Here is a 23,552-nt window from a genome sequence, read left to right as displayed (position 1 = left end):
CGGGAGTCCTGAGATGGCCTTGTTTTCTCGGGGCGTGCGCGGGCCACTTTGGGTTATTGTAGGTAAAAAGACTAAAATAGATTGCGTTAATCCGGTTAGTGAGTAATATTTTAGTCATGAGCACGGCAAAGAGAACGGATAGATCATTGCCGCCGGAACTGGCGGCCCTGTGCGCGGAATTGGGTCGGAACATCCAGATCGCGCGCAAGCGGCGTGGCCTCAGCGAGCTTCGGCTGGCCCGGCTGGCGCATACCTCGCGGCGGACCATCCAGCGCATAGAGGCAGGAGAGCCGGGCGGCGGGCTGGGCATTCTGGCCAGCGTGCTGTGGGCATTGCAACTGGAGGGTGATCTGCGCCTGGTGGCCGATCCCGACCGGGACGAGCAGGGCAAGTTCCTGGCGGAAACAAAACTGCCGCAACGCGTCCGCGAGGCGCGGGACACCATGTATGACTTCTAGCGGTGCCCCCATCTATGTCTTTGTCTGGCTGAAGGGGCAGGGCTACGTGCCCGCCGCCCTGCTCACGGACTACGCCGGGGGGCGGCGGTGCACCCTGGGCTATGGCCGCAACTACGCGGCCCGGCCTGATGCCATCCCTGTCGACCCGGTATCCCTGCCTCTGTACATGGGGCACGCGGTCACAAGTCCGCCCGGCGCTGCCATTTTTCCTGCCCTGCGCGATGCCGCCCCGGACAAATGGGGGCGCAAGCTGTTGGCATTGCTGGCCGGTCGTCCGGCGGGCACCTTGTCCGAGGTGGAGGTGCTCACCGCTGCGCATTCCCGCAACCGGATCGGGGCGCTGGCTTTCGGCGGCACTGTTGCCGGGCCCGAGTCCATGGCGCCGTGGGCCACGGGCGAGATATTTTCCCTGCATGAAGGCGACCTTGGCCGGGTGAGCCGTGTGGTGGCCGAGGTTGACGAAATCGACGACGATGCGGACCTGGATGCGTTGCGCCGCACGCTGCTCGAGGATGTGTTCCTGCGGGCCCTGGCGTCATCCCTGAGCGTCGGCGGAGGTCGGCCCAAGGCCTTGGTGAACGTGAACGGCGTCGATCATATCGCCAAGTTCCCCAAGCGGGGGGACGTATGGGACGAGCCGCGCGTGGAGCACGCCACCATGACCCTGGCCGCGCGGTGCGGCATCACTGCCGCGCAGACCCGGGTGGTGGAGGCGGATGGCGTTGGCGTGTTGCTGGTGCGCCGTTTTGACCGGGACGACGCTGGCGAGCCGGTGCACTTCGTTTCCGGGTTCACGCTCAACCGCAGGATCAGCGAGGATGGCGACTGGGGGTCGTATCAGGACCTTGCCCAGGTGGCGCGACAGCACGGCGACGAGCGGGCCGGGCACGAACTGTTCCGGCGCATGGCGTTCAACGTGCTGTGCCGCAACGTGGACGACCATCCGCGAAACCACGCGTTCTTCGTGCGCCGCAACGGCATTGCCCTGACCCCGGTTTACGACGTGGTGCCCGCCCAGATACGGTTTGCCCGGCCAGAGCTGGCACTGGTCTGCGGGAGCAAAGGGCGCGAGGCCTCCGTGGAAAACGTGCTGAGCATGCCCGAGCCGTTCGGCCTGCGCCGGGCCGAGGCCGAGGACGTGGTGGCGCGGATGCGGCACGAGATGCGCGGCTGGCGCGGGCATTTCGAGGAATGTGGCGTGTCGGGGGCGGATATTTCCAGGTTGGAAGAGCGCTTTGCCCTGGTGTCCGGGCAGTGATGCCCTGGCCCACAGAACCCGCAAGGCGCGCATGCATCCGGCACCATTCCGATCAGGTGTCCGGGCGCCTGAAGGAATGCCCTGACGCCACGCAAAAGGCCCCCGTTACCGGGGGCCTTTGTCATGCTGTTCCTTGCGCCATCCCGCCTACGACTTCATGCCCTCGATGATGGCACGCAGTTCCTCGGACATGCGAGCCACCTCGGCTATGGCCAGGGCCGACTGGTTCATGGCCTCTGCCGTCTCGCCGGAGATGACGTTCAGTTCCTCGGTGGCGCGGGCGATCTGCTCGCTGGCCGCCGACTGTTCCTCGGCGGCGGATGCGATGGACCGCACCATGTCCGCCGTGTCCACCGAAACGCGCAGTATCTCGTGCAGCGAGGTTCCGGCCTGGGCCGAGCGCTGGGCAGAGGTATCGGCGTCGGCACCGGCAAGGCCCATCAGGTCCACGCTCTTCTGGGTCACCTGCTGGATGGCCCGGATGACCTGCCCCACCTCGCTGGTGGCGCTCATGGTCTTTTCGGCCAGCTTGCGCACCTCGTCGGCCACCACGGCGAACCCGCGCCCGGCGTCACCGGCACGCGCCGCCTCGATGGCGGCATTCAGGGCCAGCAGGTTGGTCTGGTCGGCGATGTCCGAGATCATGTCGATGATGGCGCCTATGCCGTCGGCCTGCTTGCCCAGTTCGTGCAGGCTGCCGCCCATTTCCGTCATGCGGTCGCGCAGGGCGCGGATGGAACCCACGGTGTCCTGCACCACCTTTTCGCCCTGTTCGGCGCGTGAACGGGCCAGGTCCGCATTTTCAGCCGCATTGCCCGCGCTGCGCGCAACCTCCAGGATGGAGGCGTTCATCTGTTCCACGGCCGTGGCCGATTCGGCAACGCGGGTCTTCTGGTTTTCCGTGCCCCGGCTGGATTCCTCGATCTGCGATGCCAGTTCCTCTGCCGCCGTGGACAAGCGGGCCGATACGTCCATGGCTGCGCGGGCCGCCTCGGCGATGCGGTCGCGCTGGGCCTCGATCTGGTGCTGCTTTTCCACCATCTCGCTGATGTCGTTCCAGAACGAGATGGAGCCCAGCAGTTCGCCGTCCATGTCGTAGAACGGGGTGGTCACCACGTCGATGTGCACGGTGCGCGTTCCGTCCTGCGAGGTCCACACGTTCTGCCCGGTCAGGGTGCGCCGTTCGGTTATGGCCCTGTCGGACAGGGTCACCCGGTCCGGATCGAACCAGTAGAATTCGCCGGATTTCAGGCCGTAATAGTCCGAGGGGGGCTTTGGCCTGCCCAGCAGTTCACAGACCTGGGGGTTGGCCCAGGACATGGTGAAGTCGGGTGCCACGATGCCGCACGGGCTGGGAATGCCCTCCAGCACGCCTCGGGCAAAGCCCAGTTCGCGCTTGATGCTGTCCTTCATGCGGCGGGTGTTGTCGGCAAGTTGCGCCAGCTCGCAGGAAAAGTTGCCGTCCAGCGTGGTGCCGAAGTTGCCCCCGGCGATGTCCGCCGTGAATTGTCCCACGGCCTGCAAGGGCACCATCACCAGCCTGCGCAGCATCAGCACCACCACGGCGGCCAGCACCACGCAGACCAGCGCGGCAATGCCCGCCACCACGTTGCGCAGGGCGTGCGCCTCGGCCAGCAACTCCCCCTCGTTCACGGTGCTGGCCATGATCCAGCCGGTCTGGGCGATGCGGCTGTACGCCGCCAGCTTGCGTGCGCCCTTGAATTCGTACTGCAACGTGCCGCGCGGGTTGGCCAGCATCTCGCGCACGAAGGGCAGGTCCTTGCCCGGTTGCAGCAGCGTGGCGGGATCAGGGTGGGCGATGAACGTGCCGTCTGTGTCCAGAATGTACAGGTAGCCGGTCTGCCCGACCTTGATGGGCGAGATGGCGGCTTCGGTGAAGGCGTTGAAGTCGAACGACACCTGCACCCCGCCGATGAGCGCCCCGGATGCGTCGCGCAGCGCCGTGGCCATGCGGAAGATCATCCGGCCGCCGTCGCCCTTGGCAACGGTCTTGTCCAGGGCCGTTTCTCTGCCGTTCAGCACCTGGCGAACAACGTCGTGTCCGCTCTTGTCCTGACCGCGCTCGTCGGCACCGCTGTTGTTGGCTCCGGCCACCACTACGCCGCGCTTGTCAAAGGCGTAGGCCGACCAGATTTCCTTGTAGGTGCGCAGGTAATCGCGAAAACGGGCTTGGGCCACGCCATTCTCGTCGTTGCCATCCACGACCGCTTCAACGATGGCCCGTTGCCGCGCCAGGGCGACAGCCAGCTTCCTTTCGTTTTCCAGCGTGATGTCGGCGGCTACCTGCGCCGTGTCCACCAACCCCTGTGAACTGGTCTGCTGCAGATGCAGCGCCAGGTTCGTGGTGGCCGAAGTCACGTACCAGCCCAGCCCGCCGAAACCGATCGCCAAAAGCGCGACGACCAGTGCGCCTATCCGGGTGTTCAGCCTGTCGAAAAATCCCGTAGTGTTCCGCATTGTGCCTCCCTGATGATGCAGCCCTCTCGGTGTCTTCGCAGCAATGTCGAAGATGTTAGCGAGCGAGGCAGAATTTTATAGTATTTTCCGTGGGATGGCAGCGCGGCATATTCTAATGACGAATGCATGTGGAGTGCCTTAGTCGGAAATATGTGTGATTCCGAGTGACTGCGGCAAAAGAAACGCATCCTGACAGGCGTGGAACATGGTGCGGTAGGATGGAATTGCAGGAATTCGAGGGGTTGCCCGACTTGACGCGGGGCGTGAAACAGCACGCCCCCTGGGGGGGCGGCGGAAGGCGCGGCGGGGCGCGTGGGTTGGCGGGGAAAGAGGGCGGGACACGGCAGGGTGTCCCGCCCTTCCGGCAGTGGCGGATTACGTGCGTTGGCGGCGCGTGCGGGGCAGGCGCAGCAGTGCTTCCAGTCCGCCGTCCTCGCGGTTGGTCAGGGTAATGTCGCCGCCGTGCTGGCGGGCGATATTGCGGGCGATGGACAGGCCAAGGCCGCTGCCGCCGGTCTGGCGGTTGCGCGAATGCTCCACGCGAAAGAACGGCTCGAACACCTTGTCCGTGAAGTGTTCCGGCAGGCCGGGCCCCCGGTCACGGATGGCCACGGCCAGCATGTCGTCCGAGTCCTGCACCTTGATGTCCACCTGCCCGCCGCCGTAGCGCGCCGCGTTTTCCAGCAGGTTGGACAGGCAGCGTTTGAGCGCCAGGGGCTGGGCATGGATGTGGGTGGAGCGCCCTGCGGCGGTACCGTGCAGGGTGATGCGCAGGGGCGCCTGTCCCACTTGTTCCGCCTGTTCCGTCAGCCCCGCCTGCCCGACATGTCCGGTCTGTCCGGCCTGTCCGTTATGGAGATCAAGGCAGTCCTCGGCCAGGCTTTCCAGCAGGGCGGTCACGTCTACAACTGCGGTGGCCTCGCGGCTGTCGGTGCTGCGCACGAAGTCGATGGTGGTGGCAAGCAGGTCGCGTATCTCGTCCAGGTCGGTCAGAAACCGTTCACGCAGTTCCGGCGGCTCCACCTGGTCCGCGCGTAGGCGCATGCGGGTAACCGGGGTGCGCAGGTCATGCGAGATGGCGGCCAGCAGCCGCCCCCGCTCGTCCACGAACTGGTGGATGCGGTCCTGCATGCGGTTGAAGGCCTGCGCCGCGCGGCGGATTTCCAGCGGGCCGCGTTCCGGCAGGGGCGCGCGCACCAGCCCGGCGCCGAATTCGTCGGCGGCGTCGGCCAGCATGCGCAGGGGGCGGGTCATCCAGCCCACCACCACCAGGCCCAGCAGGGCCACGCCCACGATGCGCCAGCCCAGATCCCACAGCATGGGCTGGGGTATCCATGGCCGATCGCCCTCGGGCAGCACGTGGGTGAATACGGCCCACATGCCGTCGCGCAGGCGTACGCCCACGGTGTAGCCGATGTCGTAATGGCCGTCGTCGGTGCGGCCCGGGGGCGGCGGCGGGCGGCGTCCCACATCGCGGGCAATGCCGTCTACCCGGCAGACGAGCTGCATGTCCGGGGCCAGCAGCCCGCGCAGGTGATCCGCGAAGATGGAGGAATACACATCGGCGGCGATACCGGGCTTGCCGTCCATGGGAGAGGCGGGCGCGGTGGTGGTGAGGGCGATGCGGCTGGCGCCCTGCACCATCTGGGCGATCATGTCTGCCCGTGCCTCCGGCTTGGCGGCGTCCAGCAGCAGGGCCTGCCCCGCAAGGCGCATGGCAGCCTGTCGGGCCACGGAGCTGTACACGAACGGTCCCCCGCGCGTGACCACGTACAGCATGCTGACGATCTGGATGAGCACCATGCCGCACACCAGCACCAGCACCACCCTGCCGCGCAGGGTGCGCGGGGGCAGGGTGGAAAGCTGCCGCGCGAAGGGGAACGGGGGCCTTGCGGCAGGGGGGGCGGCGTTGGCGGCGGTCATGCGTCGGCCGGGCCGGGGAAGGGAAGGGGGGGCGTGCCGGGCGCCGCGTCCGGTGCGGCGTTGGCGGCGCCTTCGGTTGCGGCATCGCGTTCCACGTCGGTGGCCAGGTAGTAGCCGTCGCCGCGTACGGTCTTGATGATTTGCGGCTCGCGCCCGTTGTCGCGCAGGCGGGTGCGCAGGCGGCTGACCAGCACGTCGATGGACCGGTCAAAGGCTTCCGCCGCGCGGCCCTGGGTCAGGTCCAGCAGCTGGTCGCGGCTCATCACCCGGTTGGGATAATTCAGGAACACCCGCAGCAGGCGGTATTCCGCACCGCTCAGGTTCACCACCATTCCGTCCGGGGCCACCAGATGGCGGGGTACCGTGTCCAGCGTCCACCCGGCAAAGCGGATGGTGCGCGACATGGCCTCCGGCTCGGCCTTGGCGATGTTTTCCGGCAGGGCACGGGCGCGGCGCAGCACGGTGCGGATGCGGGCCACCAGTTCGCGCGGGTTGAACGGCTTGGCCACGTAGTCGTCGGCACCCAGTTCCAGCCCGATGATGCGGTCGGTGTCGTCGTCCAGCGCGGTCAGCATGATTACCGGCAGTTCGGACCGGGCGCGCAGCCTGCGGCACAGGGTGAGCCCGTCGTCGCCGGGCAGCATCACGTCCAGCACCACGAGGTCGTAGCGGCCCACCTCGAGCATGCGGAACATTTCGGTGCCGTCGGCGGCGGATTCGGCGCGAAAGCCGTGCTTGTCCAGATAGCCGGTGAGCAGGTCGCGGATTTCGGGGTCGTCGTCCACGACCAGGATGTGTTCCGGGGTGTTCATGGGTCACCTATAGCGCCGCGCCGTGGCCCGTGCACGGGTTTTTTGCAACACAGTGTTTCCGCCGCACAGGGTGCAATACGCGGCAACACTTTGCCTGTTGCGGCAATGAAGCGGCAACGGGCAACACATATTACGGTTACGCCGCCGGGCTAGACCCTGCTCCACGCACCGCCTCCCTTCCGCAGGGGCGGCAAGGAGGCCGGACGGGTTGCATCCTTCCCCCCTGCGCCCTCCTGCCTTCGCAAACCGCCGGGATGGTCCCGGCGCAGGCCGCCAGACACCGCGTGCGACGTGGGCGCTCCGGCGCACGTTTCGTCCTCCGCCCCCTGCAAGGGGAAGCGCTGCTCCAACAGCCATCGGAATCCGCATGTACCAGATAGCGCTCAAGATGCTGCTCGCCAATCGGGGCAAGTACCTCGGCATGGTGCTGAGCCTGGCCTTCACCTCGCTGATCATGACCCAGCAGCCCGCCGTGTTCGCCAGCATTCTTACCCGTACCTACGGCCTCATCGACGATATCGCCATTGCCGACATCTGGGTCATGGACCCCCAGGCCCAGTCGGTGGATGAATCGAAAGCCATGCCCGACACGCGCCTGTCGCTGGTGCGCAGCGTCAGCGGCGTGGAATGGGCCGTGCCCCTGCACAAGGGCCAGCTGAAGGTGCGCCTGCCCGACGGCAATACCGTGGGCTGCGGGCTCATCGGGGTGGACGACGTGTCGCTCATCGGCGCGCCGGGCGTCATGCGTTCCGGCAGCATGGCCGACCTGCGCATGAGCGATGCCGTGGTGGTGGACGCCGAGGGCGCGTCCAAGCGCCTGGCCGTGCAGACGGACCACGGCCTGCGCCCCCTTGCCGTGGGCGACGGGCTGGAGGTCAACGACCGCCGCGCCGTGGTGGTGGGCGTGGCCAACGCCACTCCCACCTTCCAGTCGCAGCCCATTCTCTACACCACCTTTTCACGGGTGAAGGTGTTCAACAAGAGCGAGCGCAAGGTGATGTCCTTCGTGCTGGTAAAGGCCCAGCCGGGGCAGGACCACCGGGCGCTTGCCGCGCGCATCGCTTCGGAAACGGGCCTCAACGCCCTGACCGCCGACGACTTCCGCGCGCGGACGTTGAAGCACTTCATCAAGCGCACGGCCATCATCATGCACTTCGGCACCACCATTCTCATGAGCTTCTGCATCGGCGCGGTGGTTACCGGCCTGATGTTTCACAATTTCACCCAGGACGCGCTGCGCCACTTCGGCGTGCTGAAGGCCATGGGCACCGACGACCGTACCCTGTTGCTGATGATCCTGTCGCAGGCCCTGCTGGTGGCGGGCACCGGCTTCGGCATCGGGGTGGGCATGGCCATGATCATGGGCAACCTGCCCGGCGACCCCATGGGCATGCGCTTATCACCGCTCATCCTGGCGGTGGGCGGGGGCGCGGTGCTGTCCATCACCCTGGTTTCCGCGGCGCTCAGCATCCGCCAGGTGCTGCGGCTGGAACCGGCCGTGGTGTTCAAGCAATAGGGCAGCAGGGAAGGGACGCATGAAGGACATGAAGATGGACATCGGGACCGGCGCAGCCAGCGCCGGCAGCATGGCCGACGACCCCGCCGTGGTCTGCGCGGGGCTGCGCAAGTGCTACGGAGAAGGGGCCACCGCCGTGCACGCCCTGCGCGGCGTGGACCTGACCGTGCAGCGCGGCGAACTGCTGATGCTGGTGGGGCCATCCGGCTGCGGCAAGACCACGCTCATTTCGGTCATGGCGGGCATTCTGGACCCCACGGAAGGCAACTGCCGCATCTTGGGACAGGATATGACCACCCTGGCCCCCCGGCCCCGCGCGGCCTTTCGCGCACGCAGCATCGGCTTCGTGTTCCAGGCCTACAATCTCAATCCGGCCCTGACGGCGGCGGAGAACGTTTCCGTGCCGTTGCGCATTTGCGGTGCGCCGCTGCGCGAGGCCATGCGCAAGGCGGAAGCCGCGCTGGACCTGGTGGGCCTTGGCGACAAGGCGGAATCCGCCCCCGGCGACCTTTCCGGCGGGCAGCAGCAGCGGGTGGCCATTGCCCGGGCTCTGGTGCACCAGCCGCAACTGATCGTGTGCGACGAACCCACCAGCGCCTTGGACCACGCCAACGGCCAGCGGGTCATGGAACTGCTGCGCCGCGTGGGCACCGTGGATGGCCGGGCGCTGGTCATCGTCACCCACGATGCCCGCATCTTCGAATTTGCCGACCGCATCGCCGAACTGGACGATGGCCGGGTGACCCGCGTGGGCACGCCCGCCGCGCTGGCCGGTCCGTTGGAGGGGGCGGCGGGGCTGCATGGCGGTGACCCCGGCGCGAAACCCGACGGCGACAACCACGGCGATCGGCCCCCCGCGCATGTCGGTCACGAAGAGCACCAGGCCCCGCCCGGCGGCAACGGCGCGGGCACGTCCGCCCGGATGCCGCGCTGCTGCACGGACTGACGTCCGGCGGACTTCCGGACCGCGGCGTGGCTGCGGCGGTCATGCCACCGCCAGCCATTTCCCGAACACCCACGGAGCCGCCCCGCCAAGATGCGGTGCGCCCCGATACCTTACGGACAGAGATACCCATGCGACGCAACTTCATCCTTACGTATGTCCTTCCCGCCCTGGCCCTTGCGGGGCTTGCGGCGGGCGTCGTGTACGCCTCGCGCACGTCGGCGCCGCCAGCCCCGGTCCCCCCGGTGGCCGACCCGGCCGCGCCGCCCTATGAAACGTACATCAGCGGGTCCGGCATCGTGGAGGCGGCCAGCCGCGATGTGGGCGTGGCCACGCCCACGTCCGGGGTCATCGTGGAAATCCCCGTTACCGTGGGCGATGCGGTGAAGAAGGGCGACGTGCTGTTCCGGCTGGACGACCGCGAGCGCAAGGCGGCCCTGGCGCAACAGAAGGCCGCCCTGGCGACGGCCCGCGCCAAGGTGGCCGAGGCCCGCGTGGCCCTGGAAAAGGCCCGTGCCGACACCGTCCGCGTGCGCAGCCTGCGCGATGGACGCGCCGTGAGCGCGGAAGAGGCGGCCCAGCGCGGCTATGCCGAGGACGCGGCCCGCACCGCGCTGGCGTCGGCCACGGCGGACGTGGCCCAGGCCGAGGCGGCGGCCCGCGCCATAGAAGTGGACCTGGACCGGTTGCGCGTGCGCGCCCCCATGGACGCCACGGTGTTGCAGGTGAACGTGAGCGAGGGCGAATACGCCACGGCAGGTGCGCTTTCCACCCCGCTGGTTATGCTGGGCGACGTCAGCCGCCTGCACGTGCGGGTGGACATCGACGAGAACATCGCCTGGCGTTATCGCGCGGGCATGCCCGCCACGGTGTTTTTGCGCGGCAACCGCGATTTTTCCGCGCCGCTGCGCTTCGTGCGGGTGGAACCCTACGTGCTGCCCAAGACGTCCCTGACCGGCGATACCACCGAACGCGTGGACATCCGCGTGTTGCAGGTGCTGTATGCCTTCGACGCCAAGGACATGCCCGCCTACGTGGGCCAGCAGGTGGACGTGTATTTCGACGACACCGGGCGCCACACCGGGAACGACCCGGCAAAGGGCGGCACGGCCAGCACGGGGGGCAGCGTGCCAGGCATGGCTGGCCGCTCCGATGGGGCGGGTACCGTGGCTGTGGAGCGGGCCGCCACCGGAGGGCCGCTGCCGGAGGTGGTGGTGCCCGTGCGCGACCTTGGCAGGGGTGCCCGCCCCCTGCGAGCGACCGGCACGGGGGTGCGGGGATGACCGCGCCGTTCCGTTTCCCCAGCCGGGGCGCAGGGGGGGCAGAGGCCCATCCGGCCCCGGTTTCCACTTGCGTTTCGGCAAGTTCCACAGGTCCGGTCATTGCGACAGGTCCGGCCATTGCGACAGGTCCAGCCATGGTGACCGCCGCGGCGGAACCGGCCACCATTTTTGCCGTGTCCGGGTGGCGCCGCCGCCTGTCGGGCCTGTCGGGCCTGTCATGCGCCCTGCTGTGCGCGGTGCTGGCGGCGGGCTGCGCCGCCGCGTCCGCCTCGCCCCGGCCCGGCATGCCCGCCGCGTGGAGCGCGGAGGCGACCGGGCTGGCTTTCGCCAGCAACGGGAGCGGGTCCGGGGGCGGGCATGCTGCCGCATCGTCCGGGTCCGCCACGGGCGCGGCGGTACAAACCGCGCACCCCGGCGCGGTGCTGGCCCGTTGGTGGGGCACCTTTGGCGATCCGGTACTGGACGGCTTGCTGGACCGTGCCGCCACCGCCAACTTCGATGTGCGCATCGCCGCCGAAAAGGTGCGCGAGGCCCGCGCCGCCGCGCGCGAGGCCGGGGCCGGCCTTGGTCCCACGGTCACCGGTTCCGCCTCGGGCACCCGCAGCCGCTCCGGCACGGGCGAGGCGCAGTCCACCGGGTCGCGCGATGGCAACGTGTATGCCACGGGCCTGGACCTGGCCTGGGAAATCGACCTGTTCGGGCGGCTGCGCGCCACCCGCGAGGCCCGCGTGGCCGACGCCCAGGCGGCGGAAGAGGATCGGCGCGACACGCTGGTCACCCTGCTGGCGGAGGTGGCCACCCAGTACGTGACCCTGCGCCAGGCCCAGAACGAACTGGACCTGACCCGCGACATCGCGACCAGCCGGGCCGAAACCCTGGCCCTGGTCACCGCCCGGCGCGACGCGGGTCTTGCCGGTGACATCGACGTGGCCCAGGCCGCCGCGTTGTGGCATTCCGCGCAGGCCGATGCCGCCGACTACGAGAACAACGCCTGGGCGGCCCTGGCCCGTCTGGAACGCCTGACGGGCGCCGCCCCCGGGGAACTGCGTCCCGTGCTGGAGGCGGCCGCGCCCATTCCGGTGCCCGCGCGGGAAGTGCCCGTGGGCCTGCCCGCCGACCTGCTGCTGCGGCGCCCGGACATCCGTGCGGCGGAGCGTAGCCTGGCCGCTGCGGCGGCGGACCTTGCCGCCACCACGGCGGAGCGCTGGCCCACGCTCAGCCTGTCGGCGGCGCTGGGTTCGCAGGCGTCCACGGTGAACAGGCTGCTGTCTTCGGGCAGCGGGGTGTGGTCCGTGGCCCCGGCGCTGGGGCTGACCCTGTTCGATTCCGGGGCCACCACCGCGCGCATCGAACAGGCCGACGCCCGGCGCGAGCAGGCCGCCCTGACCTATCTGTCCACGGCCCGCACGGCGGTGGAGGAGGCGGAAGCCGCCCTGTACGCCGTGAACCGCCAGCAGCGCAGGCTGCCTGATCTGGCCGCCGTGCTGGAGGCGGACCGAACCGCCCTTGTCCTTGCCTGGGACCGCTACCGGGCAGGACTGACCGACTTTCTGGACGTGGCCGACGCCGAGCGCGAACTGTCCACCGCCGTACTGGCCCACGTGCGGGCACGGGCGGTGCTGGCCACCCGCGCCATCACCCTGTATCGCGCGCTGGGCGGCGGCTGGGCCGTGCCGACGGGCGAAGGGCAGGCCGCCGTTTCCGCGCCGGGGCCTGCGCCCCGATCCGCATCGCCTTCCGCCGGTGCGGACACCGCATCATAAACCAAGACGACAATGGCACCCTGCGGAATCCTTTGGCGTGGGGCGCCCCAGGAGTACCTGCAATGAAAGAGTCCCGCATTCCCCTGATCACTGCCTTGTTCTGCGGCCTGCTGCTGCATGCGGAATTCACGGCCGTGGCGGCCGATGTCGCCACCGCCCCTGATGATCCGGTTCCGGTGGCGGTCGATACCGCTTCCGGCGGTGCGAGGCCGGGGGAGGATGGACCGTCTTCGGCCACGCCGGGCTCCCCGCCCGCGCGCAGGGAGCAGGCGCGCCGCTTCGAACTGGCCGACCGCGACCATGATGGCAGCCTGACCCGCGAGGAGGCCGCCCACCCCGAAACCGGATTGCCCGTGGTTTCCCGCGAGTTCACCGCCATCGACACCAATGGCGACGGCAAGTTGAGCAAGGCCGAACTGCTGCGCTTTGCCCGCGAACGGCGCCAGGCCAACCGGACGCGACGGACCGACCAGCCGTCGTGATGGCGGTGCGGTCGGGCAGGCCCGGTTGACGGTTGTACCGGCAGTTTCGACCCAGTAAAGAAATGTAAAGAAGCCACCCGGCAAGATTTGCCTACCTTTGCCCGCCCCGCACGTTGCCGTGCGGGGCGTTTGTGCTTGTCGGCGGCTAGGTGGGCGGCGGGTGCCCGTGGGTGCCCGTGGGTGCCAGTGGGAGCCATGGGGGAGCCATGGGGAGCATGACGTGATCGGGCGTGCTGGCGTGCAGGGCATCCGGCTTGCGGTGCGGCGTGGGCTGGAAGGAAACCGGCGGGTGGATGGGCCGGGGGACCCGCGCGCCAACGGGCGAAAAGGCCCCGCAGAAGCGCCCCCCCCCCCCGGAAGGCGCCCCTATGCGGGCAGGCGGATGATGACCTGCAACCCGCCCTTGGGCAGGTTTTCGGCGGCTATGGTGCCGCCATGCAGTTCCACGGCGCGCTGGGCGATGGCCAGGCCAAGCCCGGTGCCCGTGCCGCGCGGGGCGTTGCCCGCCCGGAAGAACGGCACGAAGAGCATGGGCAGGTCGGCTTCGGGCACGCCCGGCCCCTGGTCCCGGACGGATATGACCGCCCAGCGCTCCGGCTCGGAGCCGTCGGCGGTTTCGGCCACGGCGGCAGGACCGGGCCGGTCCGCCGCGCAGGACAGGGCCACGGTCACCCGCGTGTCCGGCGGCGAGAACTTCAGGGCGTTCTGCACCACGTTGTCCAGGGCGCCGTACAGCATCTCGCGCATGCCGTGAAAGGCCGCGCATGGATCGTCCACGCGCAGTTCCACCCGCTTGTGGTCCGCGCGGGCCTGGAAGTCGGTTTCCTCCACCAGTTGGACCAGCAGCGTGGACAGGTCGAACCATGCGGGCGGTTCGTCCTCCTTCTGGCGGTCCAGGTGGCCAGTGGCCAGCAGGTGCGCGCTGAGGCTCGAAAGGCGTTCCGCATCACGGCGGATGCGCTCCAGAAAGCGCTGCGATTCGGGCGAGACGGTGCGCGAGGCCATTTCCAGCGCCAGGGCCACGCGCGACAGGGGCGAGCGCATCTCGTGCGACACATCGTGCAGCAGGCGGCGCTGGGTTTGCAGCAGTTCTTCGGTCCGTTCGGCCATGGTGTTGAAGTCGCGGGCAAGGCGGGCCAGTTCGGTGCCGTGCGTGGCCACATCGCCATTGACGCGCGCTTGCAGGTCGCCCCGCGCAAAGCGTTGCAGCGCGCTGCCCACCTCGCCGATGGGCCTGCTGGCCTGGCGCAGCAGCAGGTGCAGCACGCCCCCCGCCAGCACCATGGCCACGGCCAGGGGCAGCACGAAGGGCGGCAGGGGCATGTCCGGCGGGGTGGGCATGTCCTTGCGCAGGGTGAGCACCCCGTGCCCGCCGCCGGGCAGGTCGATGGGGTCGGCCATCAGGACCACGGGCTGGAAGGTGAACGGCAGCGGAAAGTCCAGTTGGGTGGTGCCCGTGTCGCGCGCGTTCACGGTCAGCTTGCGGGCTTCGGCCAGTATGGTGGCTTCCGTTTCCGGCGATTGCGGGGCAGGCGCGGGGGGGCGTGCCTCCAGGGACGGCGGGGGCGGCATGCGTCCTTCCAGGGCGCCCAGGATGCGTTGCTGCCATGTTGGCTGGAACGGCGGCCCGAAGGGCTGGCCGGGTGCGGGCGCGGGGCCGGTACCGTCTTCCGCGTTGATGAGGCGGCCCGTTCTGCCGTCCGCTGCATTCGGCTCGTCCCGGTCATCCGGGCGGAACGGCGGACCAAAGGGCATCGCCTGCACCGGGCCGTTGTCGGCCAGCGGCTGCAATCCGGCGTCATGCACCACCACGCGCACGCCGCGCTTGCGCAGCGTGTCCAGCAGGGCGGCCAGTTTGTCCGTGCGGCCTTCGGCCAGGTACTCGGCAACGCGGTCGCCCAGCAGGTCCAGCAACACGGCGCTCATTTCGAAGGGGCCGCGCTTGGGGCGGTCTTCCAGCCGGATGCGGACGAAGGTACCCAGGGTGAAGATGCCGCAGCCGACCAGCAGCAGCACCAGCAGCCTAACCGGCCACGTTTTCATGCCCCGTCCCGAGGCGCGGTTCTGCCGCGTCCTGCCCGCCGAAGGTCGATTCCGTGGGCGAAACGCGGAAGTAATATCCCGTACCGCGCACCGTGCCCACGCGGGGTTGGCCGTCGTCGCAGGGGCCCAGCTTCTTGCGCAGGTTGCTGACGTGCACGTCGATGGACCTGTCGAAGGGCAGGATTTCGCGTCCCAGCACCCCGCGCGAGATTTCCTCCCGCGCGACCGTGGCGCCCTCGGCCTCCAGCAGCAGGACCAGGATGGCGTATTCCACGGGGGTCAGGGGCAGGGGAGCGCCGTCGCGCAGGGCCGTGCGGGCCGAACGGTCCACGGTAACGCCCCCGAAGGACAGGTTGCGCTTGCGGTACGGTCCCACGCCACCAACGCAGCCTGGGCCGCCCATGCCCGCGCCGGCCGCCATTCCCCCCGTGCCATGGACGCGGGTGCGGCGCAGCACGGCGCGCAGGCGCGCCAGCAGTTCGCGTGGCACGAAAGGTTTGGGGACGTAGTCGTCCGCGCCCATTTCCAGCCCCACGATGCGGTCCACGTCGTCGCCGCGCCCGGTCAACATGAGCACGGGCAGGGCCGAACGGGAACGGATGGTGCCGAGCACGTCGAAGCCGCTGGTGTCGGGCAGGGCCACGTCCAGCAAGGCAGCGTCGTAGTCGCCCGACAAGGCGCGCGCCAACCCTTGTCCACCCGTGTGGCAGGGTTCCACGGCAAGCCCTTCGGGGGCGAGATATTCAGTCAGTAGTGCGCAGAGTTCCTTGTCGTCGTCGATCAACAGGACTCGATCCATGATGTCACCCTCTGGGCGGTGGCACATATTACCGGTTGCCGCTTGTGACCGGATATACTGCAAGAACCGCGCCCGAATGATTTCCGTGAGTGTAAAACAATGTAAACTAGTGTGTCCGATACTTTCAAAACACTACTCGTCCTGAACGGACAATGTGGGTGGCCTCGCGTATGGATAATGACAGCCCGGCATGTGCGGGGCTTGGCTTTTCCACAATTTCCGGCGTGGTGCATGGATCCGGTTGCCGCAATTCCGGTTCCACAGAACGCACGACTGGAGATGAAGATGGAAGCCAATACAGGAACCACTACGGATATAGCGGCGTGCATGACCGGCGACGGAAAGGCATGGCGCCGTTTCGTGTCTGTCTACGCCCCGGTGATCCACAAGGCCGTGCACTATACCCTTCAGTGGAACGGCGGGGATGCCGCCGGGCTCGACGCGCAGGACGTGACGCAGGAGGTCTTCTGCCGTCTCGTCGGCGACGGGTTTCACCTGTTGTCCACCTACGACCCCGCCCGGGCGGGGCTTGCCACTTGGCTGACCGTGGTGGCGCGGTCCACCGCGCTCGATTGCCTGCGTGCGCGGCGCACCGAACGGATGGGGCGGCAGGTGCCCTATACCCCGGAGCTGGAGGAAGAGCTGGCCGGGCGGCTGTGGGCCGAGGCCCCGGCATCGGTCTCGGATGACCGTGGCATGCTGGACCTGCCCCCGGGACTGCTGAGCAGGCGCCAAGGCACGGTGTTGCGGCTGCTGTTCCAGGATGACCTCGATACCGATGAAGTGGCGCGCACGCTGGACATACATCCCAAAACCGTGCGCAGTCTGAAGCAGAACGCCCTTGCGCGGCTGCGCCATCACTTCTGCCTGTGATGCGCGCCGTGCAATGCAAAGGCCCGGAACATTCCGGGCCTTTTCTTTGTGCCAAAGGAAGGCGCCACAGGCAATGCAAAGTAATGCAAAGATACTGTTATGAACGTTAATTGCGTGGTCTTGCGCATGCTTATGGAAAATTGAAAATTAAGAGATCGGATCAGCGATGTCGATAAGGTCAACAAGCATGCGCTGCATGCATGGCAGAGGCACACAAGGATAGTGTATTTTTCATGGAGGAAAACTCATGTCTCTCGTCGTCAACAACAACTTCACGGCACTCACCACGGCCAATACGCTGAACGCAACCTACAGCAAGCTTGAAAAGTCCACCCAGCGCCTTTCGTCCGGCCTGCGCATCAATTCTGCGGCAGACGATGCCGCCGGTCTTGCCATTCGCGAACTGATGCGTTCCGACATCACGGCACTGAACCAGGGCGTGCGCAACGCCAACGACGCCATCTCGCTGATCCAGACGGCGGACGGCGCCATGGAAACCATCGACGAAAAGCTCATCCGCATGAAGGAACTGGCGGAACAGGCCGCCACCGGTACCTACAACTCGGATCAGCGCCTGATCATCGATTCGGAATACCAGGCCATGGCCTCGGAAATCACCCGAATCGCCAATGCCACCGACTTCAACGGCATCTCGCTGCTGAACGGCAACCTGTCCGGTTCGTCCTACGACGGTTCCGGCCTGACGGCCACGGGCCAGTTGCACATCCACTTCGGTTCGGGCAACGACAGCGCGCAGGACTACTACGAAATCCGCATCGGCTCGGTGTCGGCCAAGTCCCTGGGCCTTGGCAACACCGCCAGCGGCAACGGGTCCAGCATCTCTACCCAGCAGGCTGCCCAGGATGCCCTGGAAGCCATCGACAACGCCATCATTTCCAAGGACCAGATCCGCGCCTCGCTGGGTGCCATGCAGAACCGACTGGAAGCCACCATCACCAACCTCGAGACCCAGTCCGAGAACCTTTCCGCCGCCGAATCGCGCATTTCGGACGTGGACGTCTCCATGGAAATGACCGAGTACACCAAGCAGCAGGTGCTGGCGCAGACCGCCGTGGCCATGCTGTCGCAGGCCAACTCGCTGCCGCAGATGGCGCTTTCGCTGATCGGCGGTTAACCCGGACCTTTCGGGGAGCGAGCCGGAGCAGGACGGAACGGTCCACTCTCCGGTTCTGGAGCAACTGGCGGACACACCAACGGCAAGGGGCCGGGCATATGCCCGGCCTCTTTTGCGTGCGCGCACGGGGGCTTGAACAGTCGAACGGCGATCAGCCGGACAGGTTGCAGCCGGGCGGGCAGGCACGCGAAATGCGCAGGAAAAGCCTCGCGAAGGAGGCTTTTCCTGCGCATTTGCGCACGTCCCGGCGGCAGCGGGTGGTCGTGGGCGCCGCCCGCTAGTCTTCCAGCGAGGCCAGCAGGGAATCGATGGTGGTCGACAGGTTGTCGTAGCTGGTGAGCAGGGTTTCCAGGTTGGAATAGCGGGTGCGCAGGCGGCTTTCCACCAGGTCCAGCCGGTCCTCCTCATTGGAGATGGATTCGGCCAGTTGGTCCAGCACACTCTGGTAGCTGTCCTCCATGATCTGGAGGGTGCCTTCGGTGCTGGTCATGTCCTCCAGCGAGTCGACGAGCTGCCCTATCTTGCCCTGCTTCAGGGACACGGTGCCGGAGTATGTGCCATCCGCCGTGTTGTCCACGGTGATGGCCAGGCCCGATTCGTCCTCTCCCGATGCCCCGGTAAGGGTCCAGCCGGAGATGGAGGCGGCGTTGCCGTTGATGTACGCCTCCACGATCTCGCCGTTTTCGATGCGGTACGAGACGTCGTAGTCCCCGGCCTTGGTGGTGCCCGAAATGGCGCTGTCGAAGGAAAAGTCTTCGGAATCGGTGGTGCCCGTCGCGTCGGCGGACAGCAGGTCGGCCACGGCCTCCGGGTCTTCTTCGATGGCCTCGTCCAGTTCGTCGTAGTCGATGACCAAAAGGCCGAAGGTTTCCGAATCCTCGTCGGCGTCGGTGGAGATGCCGATGGTGGACAGGCTGGTGAACAGGTCGCCCGTCTCGGCAGTGGAGTCGTAGTAGGAAAAGCCCACCCCCTTGGTGGCCAGGATGTTCTTCAGGTTGCTCTGGATGAGGTCGAGGCTGGAGTTGCTGGCCAGTACAGACGCCTCGCTGTCATCGTCGTCGTCATCATCGTCGTCGTCGGAATCCGATGCCGTAGCCGTGGAGGTCGAGTCGGACACGGTTCCTTGGTCCTGCAAGTCCATGAGCAGTTGCAGGATGGTATTGATGCTGCTGACCACGGTCTCTATGGCCTCGACCATGGCGTCGGTGTCCAGTTCCACGGTCACCGTGGCGCCGTCATCGTCGGTGGTGGACTTGAGTTGCAGGGTCATCCCGTCGATGACGTCGTCGATGGTGTTGGTGCTGCGCTCTATCCATTCGTCGTCGGCGGCGGGAAAGCCGTCCACCTTGATCTGGGCGTTCTGGGCCTGCTGGGTGTTGGTGAAGGCGTCCGGACCCATGGCGTCGAAGCCGGTGTCCTCGATGGTCACGGTGTTGTCCGCGCCAAGGTCCATGCCGCGGATTTGCAGGTGGTAGGCGCTGCCCTCGTTGATGACGCTGGCACGCACGTCGCTGTTGTTGCCGCTGGCGTTGTTGATGAGGCTGGCGAATTCCGAAAGGGTGGTGCCGGCCGGTACGTCGATGGTGTACGTCTCGTCGTTGTAGGTGAACGAGAAGGTCTGGTCGGTGTCGGTGATGGAGGTGTCGGTGGATGCGTACCCGTCGTCGCTGCTCCAGATGTCGTTCTGGGCCAGCTGGTTGATGACCACGCTGTGCGACCCCGCCTCTGCGTCGTTGTCCACCGAGACGGTCAGGCTGGATTCGTCGGACGAGGTGCCGGACTTGGTGAGGAAGTCGGAGGCGGAGTCGTACTCTTGCAGGGTCTGGTACAGCGTGGTCATCTGGGTTTCCAGATCCTCCACCGCCGCCAGTTTCTCCTCGTACGCGGTCTCCTTCTCGGTCATGCTGTTGTAGCGGTATTCCTCCACGGCCATCTGGGCCTCGATGATCTCGTCCCAGTCGGTGCCGGTGTTCAGGCCGGTGAAGGTGATGGAGCCGGACCAGTAATCGGACATGAGGGCCTCCGTGGCTGCCGGGGGTCTGGAGCGGAGTGGCGCCGGGCGGTACGGGCGGACGCCTGCTAGGGACTGCCTGGATATGAACTACAGGTAGTCGAGCAGGCTCAGCTTCATGACGGCGGACTGGGTGCTCAGCACCGCTTCGTAGATGGTGGTGAGCTTTGAAAGTTCGGTGGCCAGTTCGGTGGTGTCGGCGTCCACCACGTTGCTCACGGCATTCTCGGCCGTGGAGGTGAGCAGGGTGTTGGCCGTTTCGATGTGTTCCAGGCGTATTTCGCGCGCCCCGATGTCGCTGGCGGCGGAAAGCATCTTGGCCTGGCCCGCGGTGATGGCCTCCAGGCTTTCGGCGATGCCTTCCTCGTTGTTGGTCTCCAGATAGCCGATGAAGTCGCCGATGGCCTCGAACAGGTCGTCGTCGCCGGTGCCGGTGTAACTTTCACCATCCGCGCTGTAGAGCCCGCCGAAGACGTCCAGCCCGCAGCTGTTGATGGCGATGCTGGTGGAGGTGGACACGCGGACGTTGAGGTCTGTTGCGTCGGACGTGATGGTGAAGGTGTCGCCCGCCGCAAGGGCGTTGCCGCCGCCCGCGGAAAGTTCCAGGGTGCCGCCGGGCACGGTCAGGGTGCCGGTGTCCGAACTCTGCACGTCCGACCAGTTGAGCCCCCCGTCGGTCGAATAGCTGTACGAAACGGGACCGGCCACCGTGGTGTCGCCCTCTATGCGCACCACCACCGAGCTGTCGAAGGTGCCGGTGGGCGTGGCGGTGACATCGGTGTTGCTCTGGGCGGTCACCTGCGCGCCGTCGTCGGCATCGCCGGTGTAGATGGCTGCCGGGCGCACGGTGATGCGCGTTCCCGCGCTGGTGTCGTCATCCGATACGGCGGTGACGCCGGTGCCGTCCTGCATGTTCACCGTAACCCCGTCGCAGGACAGGGTGGTTTCGCCTGCGGCCAGGGTGGCATCTGTCCAGGTGTCGCCGCCGTCCGTGGAGTAGCGGTAGGTGATGGCGTCCGTCCCCACGGTGCCGTCGCTGGTGAATTCGACGCTGACGCTCTGGTCCGCCTCGCCGTCCACCGACAGTACCGCGCTGCCCGCGCCCGAGGCCAGGGTGGCGCCGGTTACCGTGGCCCCCAGGCCCAGGGTGTAGGCCGTACCCCCGGAATCGCGCCCGGCGAAGATGGACTGCCCGTTGTACTGGGTGTTGGCATACGTGATGAGCTGCTCGTACAGCCCCCGCGCCTCTTCGGCGATGGCCTCGCGGTTGGCGTCGGTCAGGGTGCCGGTGGCGGCCTGTTCGGCCAGTTCGATGAGGCTGGTGAGCGCCGTGCTGGCATCGCCCAGGGTGTCGTCCGCCAGCGAAAGCCAGCCCTTGGCCGTGTCCACGTTGCTCTGGTACTGGGTAAGCTGGCTGATCAGCGTGGAATTGGTCAGGGCCACCTCGCTTCCGTACGGGTCGTCCGAGGGGCAGTTGATACGCTGCTGCGTGGCCATCTGGATGGTCGTGCGGTTGATCTCCGATTGCAGCCTGGTCATGTATTTCAGGGAATTGTCGTACGTCATGCTTGTTGAAATGCGCATGGTGAACTCCTGGAAGGAATGGCGGAGCGTGCCCGGCTAATCCCGCAGCGAAAGAATGGTGTCGAACATCTCGTTGGCCACCTGGATGAGCTGCGCGGCCACGCTGTAGGCCTGCTGGTACTTGGTGAGGTTGATCAGTTCCTCGTCGGTGTTCACGCCGGAAAGGGACTGTTGCAGGGTGTCGGCGTTTTCGGCCAACGCGCTGTAGTAGGTGTACTTGCGGGCAGAGGTGTCCACGTCGGTGCCCACGTCGCCCACCAGCGCGGCCAGGTGCTCGCTGAGGGTCTGCGAGGTGGATGAGCCGTACGTGTCCAGGGTGACGTCGGTATCGGCCAGCGCGGCAAGATTGTTGGCGCAGGTGGAATCGCCGGAAAGCACCTCGCCCGAGGCGTCCACCACGGCGGCATTGACGCGATTGGGGTCGTTCAGCACCGTGTCGGATACGGCGATGTTTCCCGCGTCGTCGCCCGAGAAGAAGGTGTTGATGCCCAGTGCGGCAAGCAGGCCCGAGGTGTCGCCCGCGAACTGGAACGACATGCCGTCCGCCGCCGCGATGCTGAGCTGCCCGTTGCTGATGCTGGCCGTGAGCTGGCCGGAAAAGGTGGTGTTGATGGCGTCGGCCACGTCTTCCAGGCTGTCGGACGCGGGATCGATGGCGATGGAGGAGAGGGTTTCCACCTCGCCGGTGTCGTCGTCGTACACCGAGATGGACAGGGTGCCCGAGGTCAGCCGGTCGGCGTAGGCAAGGCTGCTGTCGCCGAGTGCTTCCGTGGTGTCGTCCACGGAATTTTCTGCGGTGGCGGACGAGAAGTTGGTCAGCCCCGCGCCCTGGCTGTGCACGTAGTTGACCTGCCAGGCCAGTTCCTCGGCCAGGGCGTCCAGTTCGTCCAGATACTCGCCCACGTACTGGTCGCGCGTGGCCAGCAGCCCGGCCAGGCTCCCGCCCGTGAGACGGTTGTTGCTGTCCGATGCGGTGACGTCGATGGGGGTGATGTTCACCTTGCTGGAGGTGGTCTCGTACCAGTACACCCCCGATTTCGCCATGACCGTGAAGTCGTCGCCCACGGCCAGCGTGCCGCCTGCCGTCGCAGTGGAATCCGTTGCCGAACCGAACCAGATGGATACCCCGTCCACGGTCACCTTGTCGTCCGCACCCGATGCCGTGAACAGCAGGGTGTTGCCGTCGTCGTCGGTGAGCCAGGTTTCCCCGCCGTCCAGAGATACCTTGTAGGTGGCGGCGCTGGCCGAACCGTCCGCCGAGCCGGAGGTGACGAACTCTATGGCGATCTCGTTGCTGCTCTCGCCCTCGAAATAGACCTGCCCGTCGAAGGTGGAGGCGGATGTCAGCGACTGGGTGGCCTGCGGCCCTTCATAGGCCAGCGTGTAGGTCACGTCGTTCTGCACCAGGGTCTGCCCCGCCGCAGTATATACGGTGGCCTGCCCGTCATCGCCGTAGACCACCGAAAGGTCGAGATAGGTGGAAAGTTCGCGCAGGGTGGTGGCCTGGCTGTCCATCAGGGTGGCGTTTTCCGGGTCTGCGGCCAGCTGCGAGTTGAGGTCGGCCAGGGTGTCCAGCAGGTCGTTGATGTCGTCCACCTGGGTTTCGATCTGGTCGTTCAGGTCGTCCTGCACCGCTTCCAGGCTTTCACTGGTGGAATTGATGAGCGTGGTCAGCGTTTCGGCGTAGCCGGTCAGTTCGGTGCGCGCGGCTTCGCTTTCCGGGTCTGCGGCCAGCGCGTCAAGGCTGGTCCAGAAGGCGTCCAGCGCGGTGGACAGGTCGTAGCCTTCGTCGTCGCTGTCGTCGAACAGCGACTCGATGGACGAGAGCGAGGAGGTGATGGTCTCCCACATGGAAGAATCGGAACTGTACGACAGGTACTGCGATTCCACGGTGTAGCTGAAGTGCCGGGTGATCTCGGAAACTTCCGCCCCGGAACCGTAGGTGATGCCCCCGCTGCTGGTGGTGGGGCCCGTGGTGTACTGCACCGTCTGGCGCGAATAGCCCTCGACATCGGCGTTCGAGATGTTGTTGCTGGTGACGGAAATGCCGATCTGGGCGTTGGAAAGCGCGCTGGAGCCGATGTTGAAGATGGAACTGAGCGAGGACATGGCGCGTCCTTACGGGCAGGCGGGCAGGCCCGTGCGTTGCGGTGTTGGCCCCCCGGCCCCCCCGGACGGAGACGGGCGGTGC

General features: G+C 67.1%; 17 protein-coding genes. 9 read left to right on the top strand and 8 right to left on the bottom strand.

What is annotated here, in order from left to right; translation table 11 throughout:
* The first annotated feature begins 116 nt into the window (after positions 1-116).
* The gene (locus tag ABWO17_RS15710) at positions 117-458 is read left to right on the top strand and encodes a helix-turn-helix transcriptional regulator (protein ID WP_353120180.1); all 342 of its coding nucleotides are present in this window, start codon (positions 117-119) and stop codon (positions 456-458) included.
* On the top strand, positions 448-1,716 hold the full coding sequence (locus ABWO17_RS15705) for a type II toxin-antitoxin system HipA family toxin (protein WP_353120179.1): 1,269 nt from the start codon (positions 448-450) through the stop codon (positions 1,714-1,716). The genes ABWO17_RS15710 and ABWO17_RS15705 overlap by 11 nt, the downstream gene beginning before the upstream one ends.
* A 147-nt stretch (positions 1,717-1,863) precedes the next feature.
* Here ABWO17_RS15705 and ABWO17_RS15700 read toward each other — a convergent pair whose 3' ends face one another.
* The 3 genes from ABWO17_RS15700 to ABWO17_RS15690 form a co-directional block, all read right to left on the bottom strand.
* Positions 1,864-4,194 (bottom strand): methyl-accepting chemotaxis protein, encoded by a 2,331-nt coding sequence (locus tag ABWO17_RS15700; protein WP_353120177.1) that lies wholly within the window; start codon positions 4,192-4,194, stop codon positions 1,864-1,866.
* A gap of 375 nt (positions 4,195-4,569) precedes the next feature.
* Entirely contained in the window at positions 4,570-6,117 is a 1,548-nt protein-coding gene (locus ABWO17_RS15695; RefSeq protein ID WP_353120175.1) for an ATP-binding protein, read from the bottom strand.
* On the bottom strand, positions 6,114-6,929 hold the full coding sequence (locus ABWO17_RS15690; RefSeq protein ID WP_353120173.1) for a response regulator: 816 nt from the start codon (positions 6,927-6,929) through the stop codon (positions 6,114-6,116). Before ABWO17_RS15690 ends, ABWO17_RS15695 begins: the two co-directional genes overlap by 4 nt.
* A 367-nt stretch (positions 6,930-7,296) precedes the next feature.
* Between ABWO17_RS15690 and ABWO17_RS15685 the strand changes: the two genes are divergently transcribed.
* The 5 genes from ABWO17_RS15685 to ABWO17_RS15665 all read left to right on the top strand — a co-directional run bounded on the left by ABWO17_RS15685 (position 7,297) and on the right by ABWO17_RS15665 (position 12,916).
* On the top strand, positions 7,297-8,445 hold the full coding sequence (locus tag ABWO17_RS15685) for an ABC transporter permease (RefSeq protein WP_353120171.1): 1,149 nt from the start codon (positions 7,297-7,299) through the stop codon (positions 8,443-8,445).
* 19 nt (positions 8,446-8,464) lie between these two features.
* Positions 8,465-9,391 carry an ABC transporter ATP-binding protein gene (locus ABWO17_RS15680; RefSeq protein ID WP_353120169.1) on the top strand — a complete coding sequence of 309 codons (927 nt, stop codon included), beginning with the start codon at positions 8,465-8,467 and terminating at the stop codon, positions 9,389-9,391.
* A gap of 128 nt (positions 9,392-9,519) precedes the next feature.
* Complete coding sequence (locus ABWO17_RS15675) at positions 9,520-10,671, top strand: efflux RND transporter periplasmic adaptor subunit (protein WP_353120167.1); 1,152 nt, start codon at positions 9,520-9,522, stop codon at positions 10,669-10,671.
* A gap of 134 nt (positions 10,672-10,805) precedes the next feature.
* Positions 10,806-12,434, top strand: a complete 1,629-nt coding sequence (locus ABWO17_RS15670; RefSeq protein WP_353120165.1) for an efflux transporter outer membrane subunit — start codon at positions 10,806-10,808, stop codon at positions 12,432-12,434.
* Positions 12,435-12,496: 62 nt separating this feature from the next.
* Positions 12,497-12,916: an EF-hand domain-containing protein gene (locus ABWO17_RS15665; protein WP_353120163.1), complete on the top strand. Its 420-nt coding sequence runs from the start codon at positions 12,497-12,499 to the stop codon at positions 12,914-12,916.
* Between the two features lie 366 nt (positions 12,917-13,282).
* Here the strand turns inward: ABWO17_RS15665 and ABWO17_RS15660 are convergent, their stop codons facing one another.
* Positions 13,283-14,959 carry a sensor histidine kinase gene (locus tag ABWO17_RS15660; protein WP_353120161.1) on the bottom strand — a complete coding sequence of 559 codons (1,677 nt, stop codon included), beginning with the start codon at positions 14,957-14,959 and terminating at the stop codon, positions 13,283-13,285.
* Positions 14,940-15,758, bottom strand: coding sequence for a response regulator transcription factor (locus ABWO17_RS15655; protein WP_353120159.1), 819 nt, complete (start codon positions 15,756-15,758; stop codon positions 14,940-14,942). Before ABWO17_RS15655 ends, ABWO17_RS15660 begins: the two co-directional genes overlap by 20 nt.
* 285 nt (positions 15,759-16,043) lie before the next feature.
* Between ABWO17_RS15655 and ABWO17_RS15650 the strand changes: the two genes are divergently transcribed.
* Together ABWO17_RS15650 and ABWO17_RS15645 are read left to right on the top strand one after the other, a co-directional pair.
* Positions 16,044-16,631 (top strand): RNA polymerase sigma factor, encoded by a 588-nt coding sequence (locus ABWO17_RS15650; RefSeq protein ID WP_353120157.1) that lies wholly within the window; start codon positions 16,044-16,046, stop codon positions 16,629-16,631.
* Positions 16,632-16,878: 247 nt separating this feature from the next.
* Complete coding sequence (locus ABWO17_RS15645) at positions 16,879-17,766, top strand: flagellin N-terminal helical domain-containing protein (RefSeq protein WP_353120155.1); 888 nt, start codon at positions 16,879-16,881, stop codon at positions 17,764-17,766.
* Between the two features lie 277 nt (positions 17,767-18,043).
* On the opposite strand, the gene fliD is transcribed toward ABWO17_RS15645, so the two are convergent.
* The 3 genes from fliD to flgK form a co-directional block, all read right to left on the bottom strand.
* The gene (gene fliD / locus ABWO17_RS15640) at positions 18,044-19,780 is read right to left on the bottom strand and encodes a flagellar filament capping protein FliD (RefSeq protein ID WP_353120153.1); all 1,737 of its coding nucleotides are present in this window, start codon (positions 19,778-19,780) and stop codon (positions 18,044-18,046) included.
* Between the two features lie 87 nt (positions 19,781-19,867).
* Positions 19,868-21,361: a flagellar hook-associated protein FlgL gene (gene flgL / locus ABWO17_RS15635; RefSeq protein WP_353120151.1), complete on the bottom strand. Its 1,494-nt coding sequence runs from the start codon at positions 21,359-21,361 to the stop codon at positions 19,868-19,870.
* A 36-nt stretch (positions 21,362-21,397) separates the two neighbouring features.
* Positions 21,398-23,470, bottom strand: a complete 2,073-nt coding sequence (flgK, locus tag ABWO17_RS15630) for a flagellar hook-associated protein FlgK (RefSeq protein ID WP_353120149.1) — start codon at positions 23,468-23,470, stop codon at positions 21,398-21,400.
* Between the last annotated feature and the right edge of the window lie 82 nt (positions 23,471-23,552).

Source organism: Nitratidesulfovibrio sp. (assembly GCF_040373385.1).
Taxonomy (GTDB): domain Bacteria; phylum Desulfobacterota; class Desulfovibrionia; order Desulfovibrionales; family Desulfovibrionaceae; genus Cupidesulfovibrio.
This window is presented reverse-complemented; position numbering and strand designations above follow the sequence as displayed.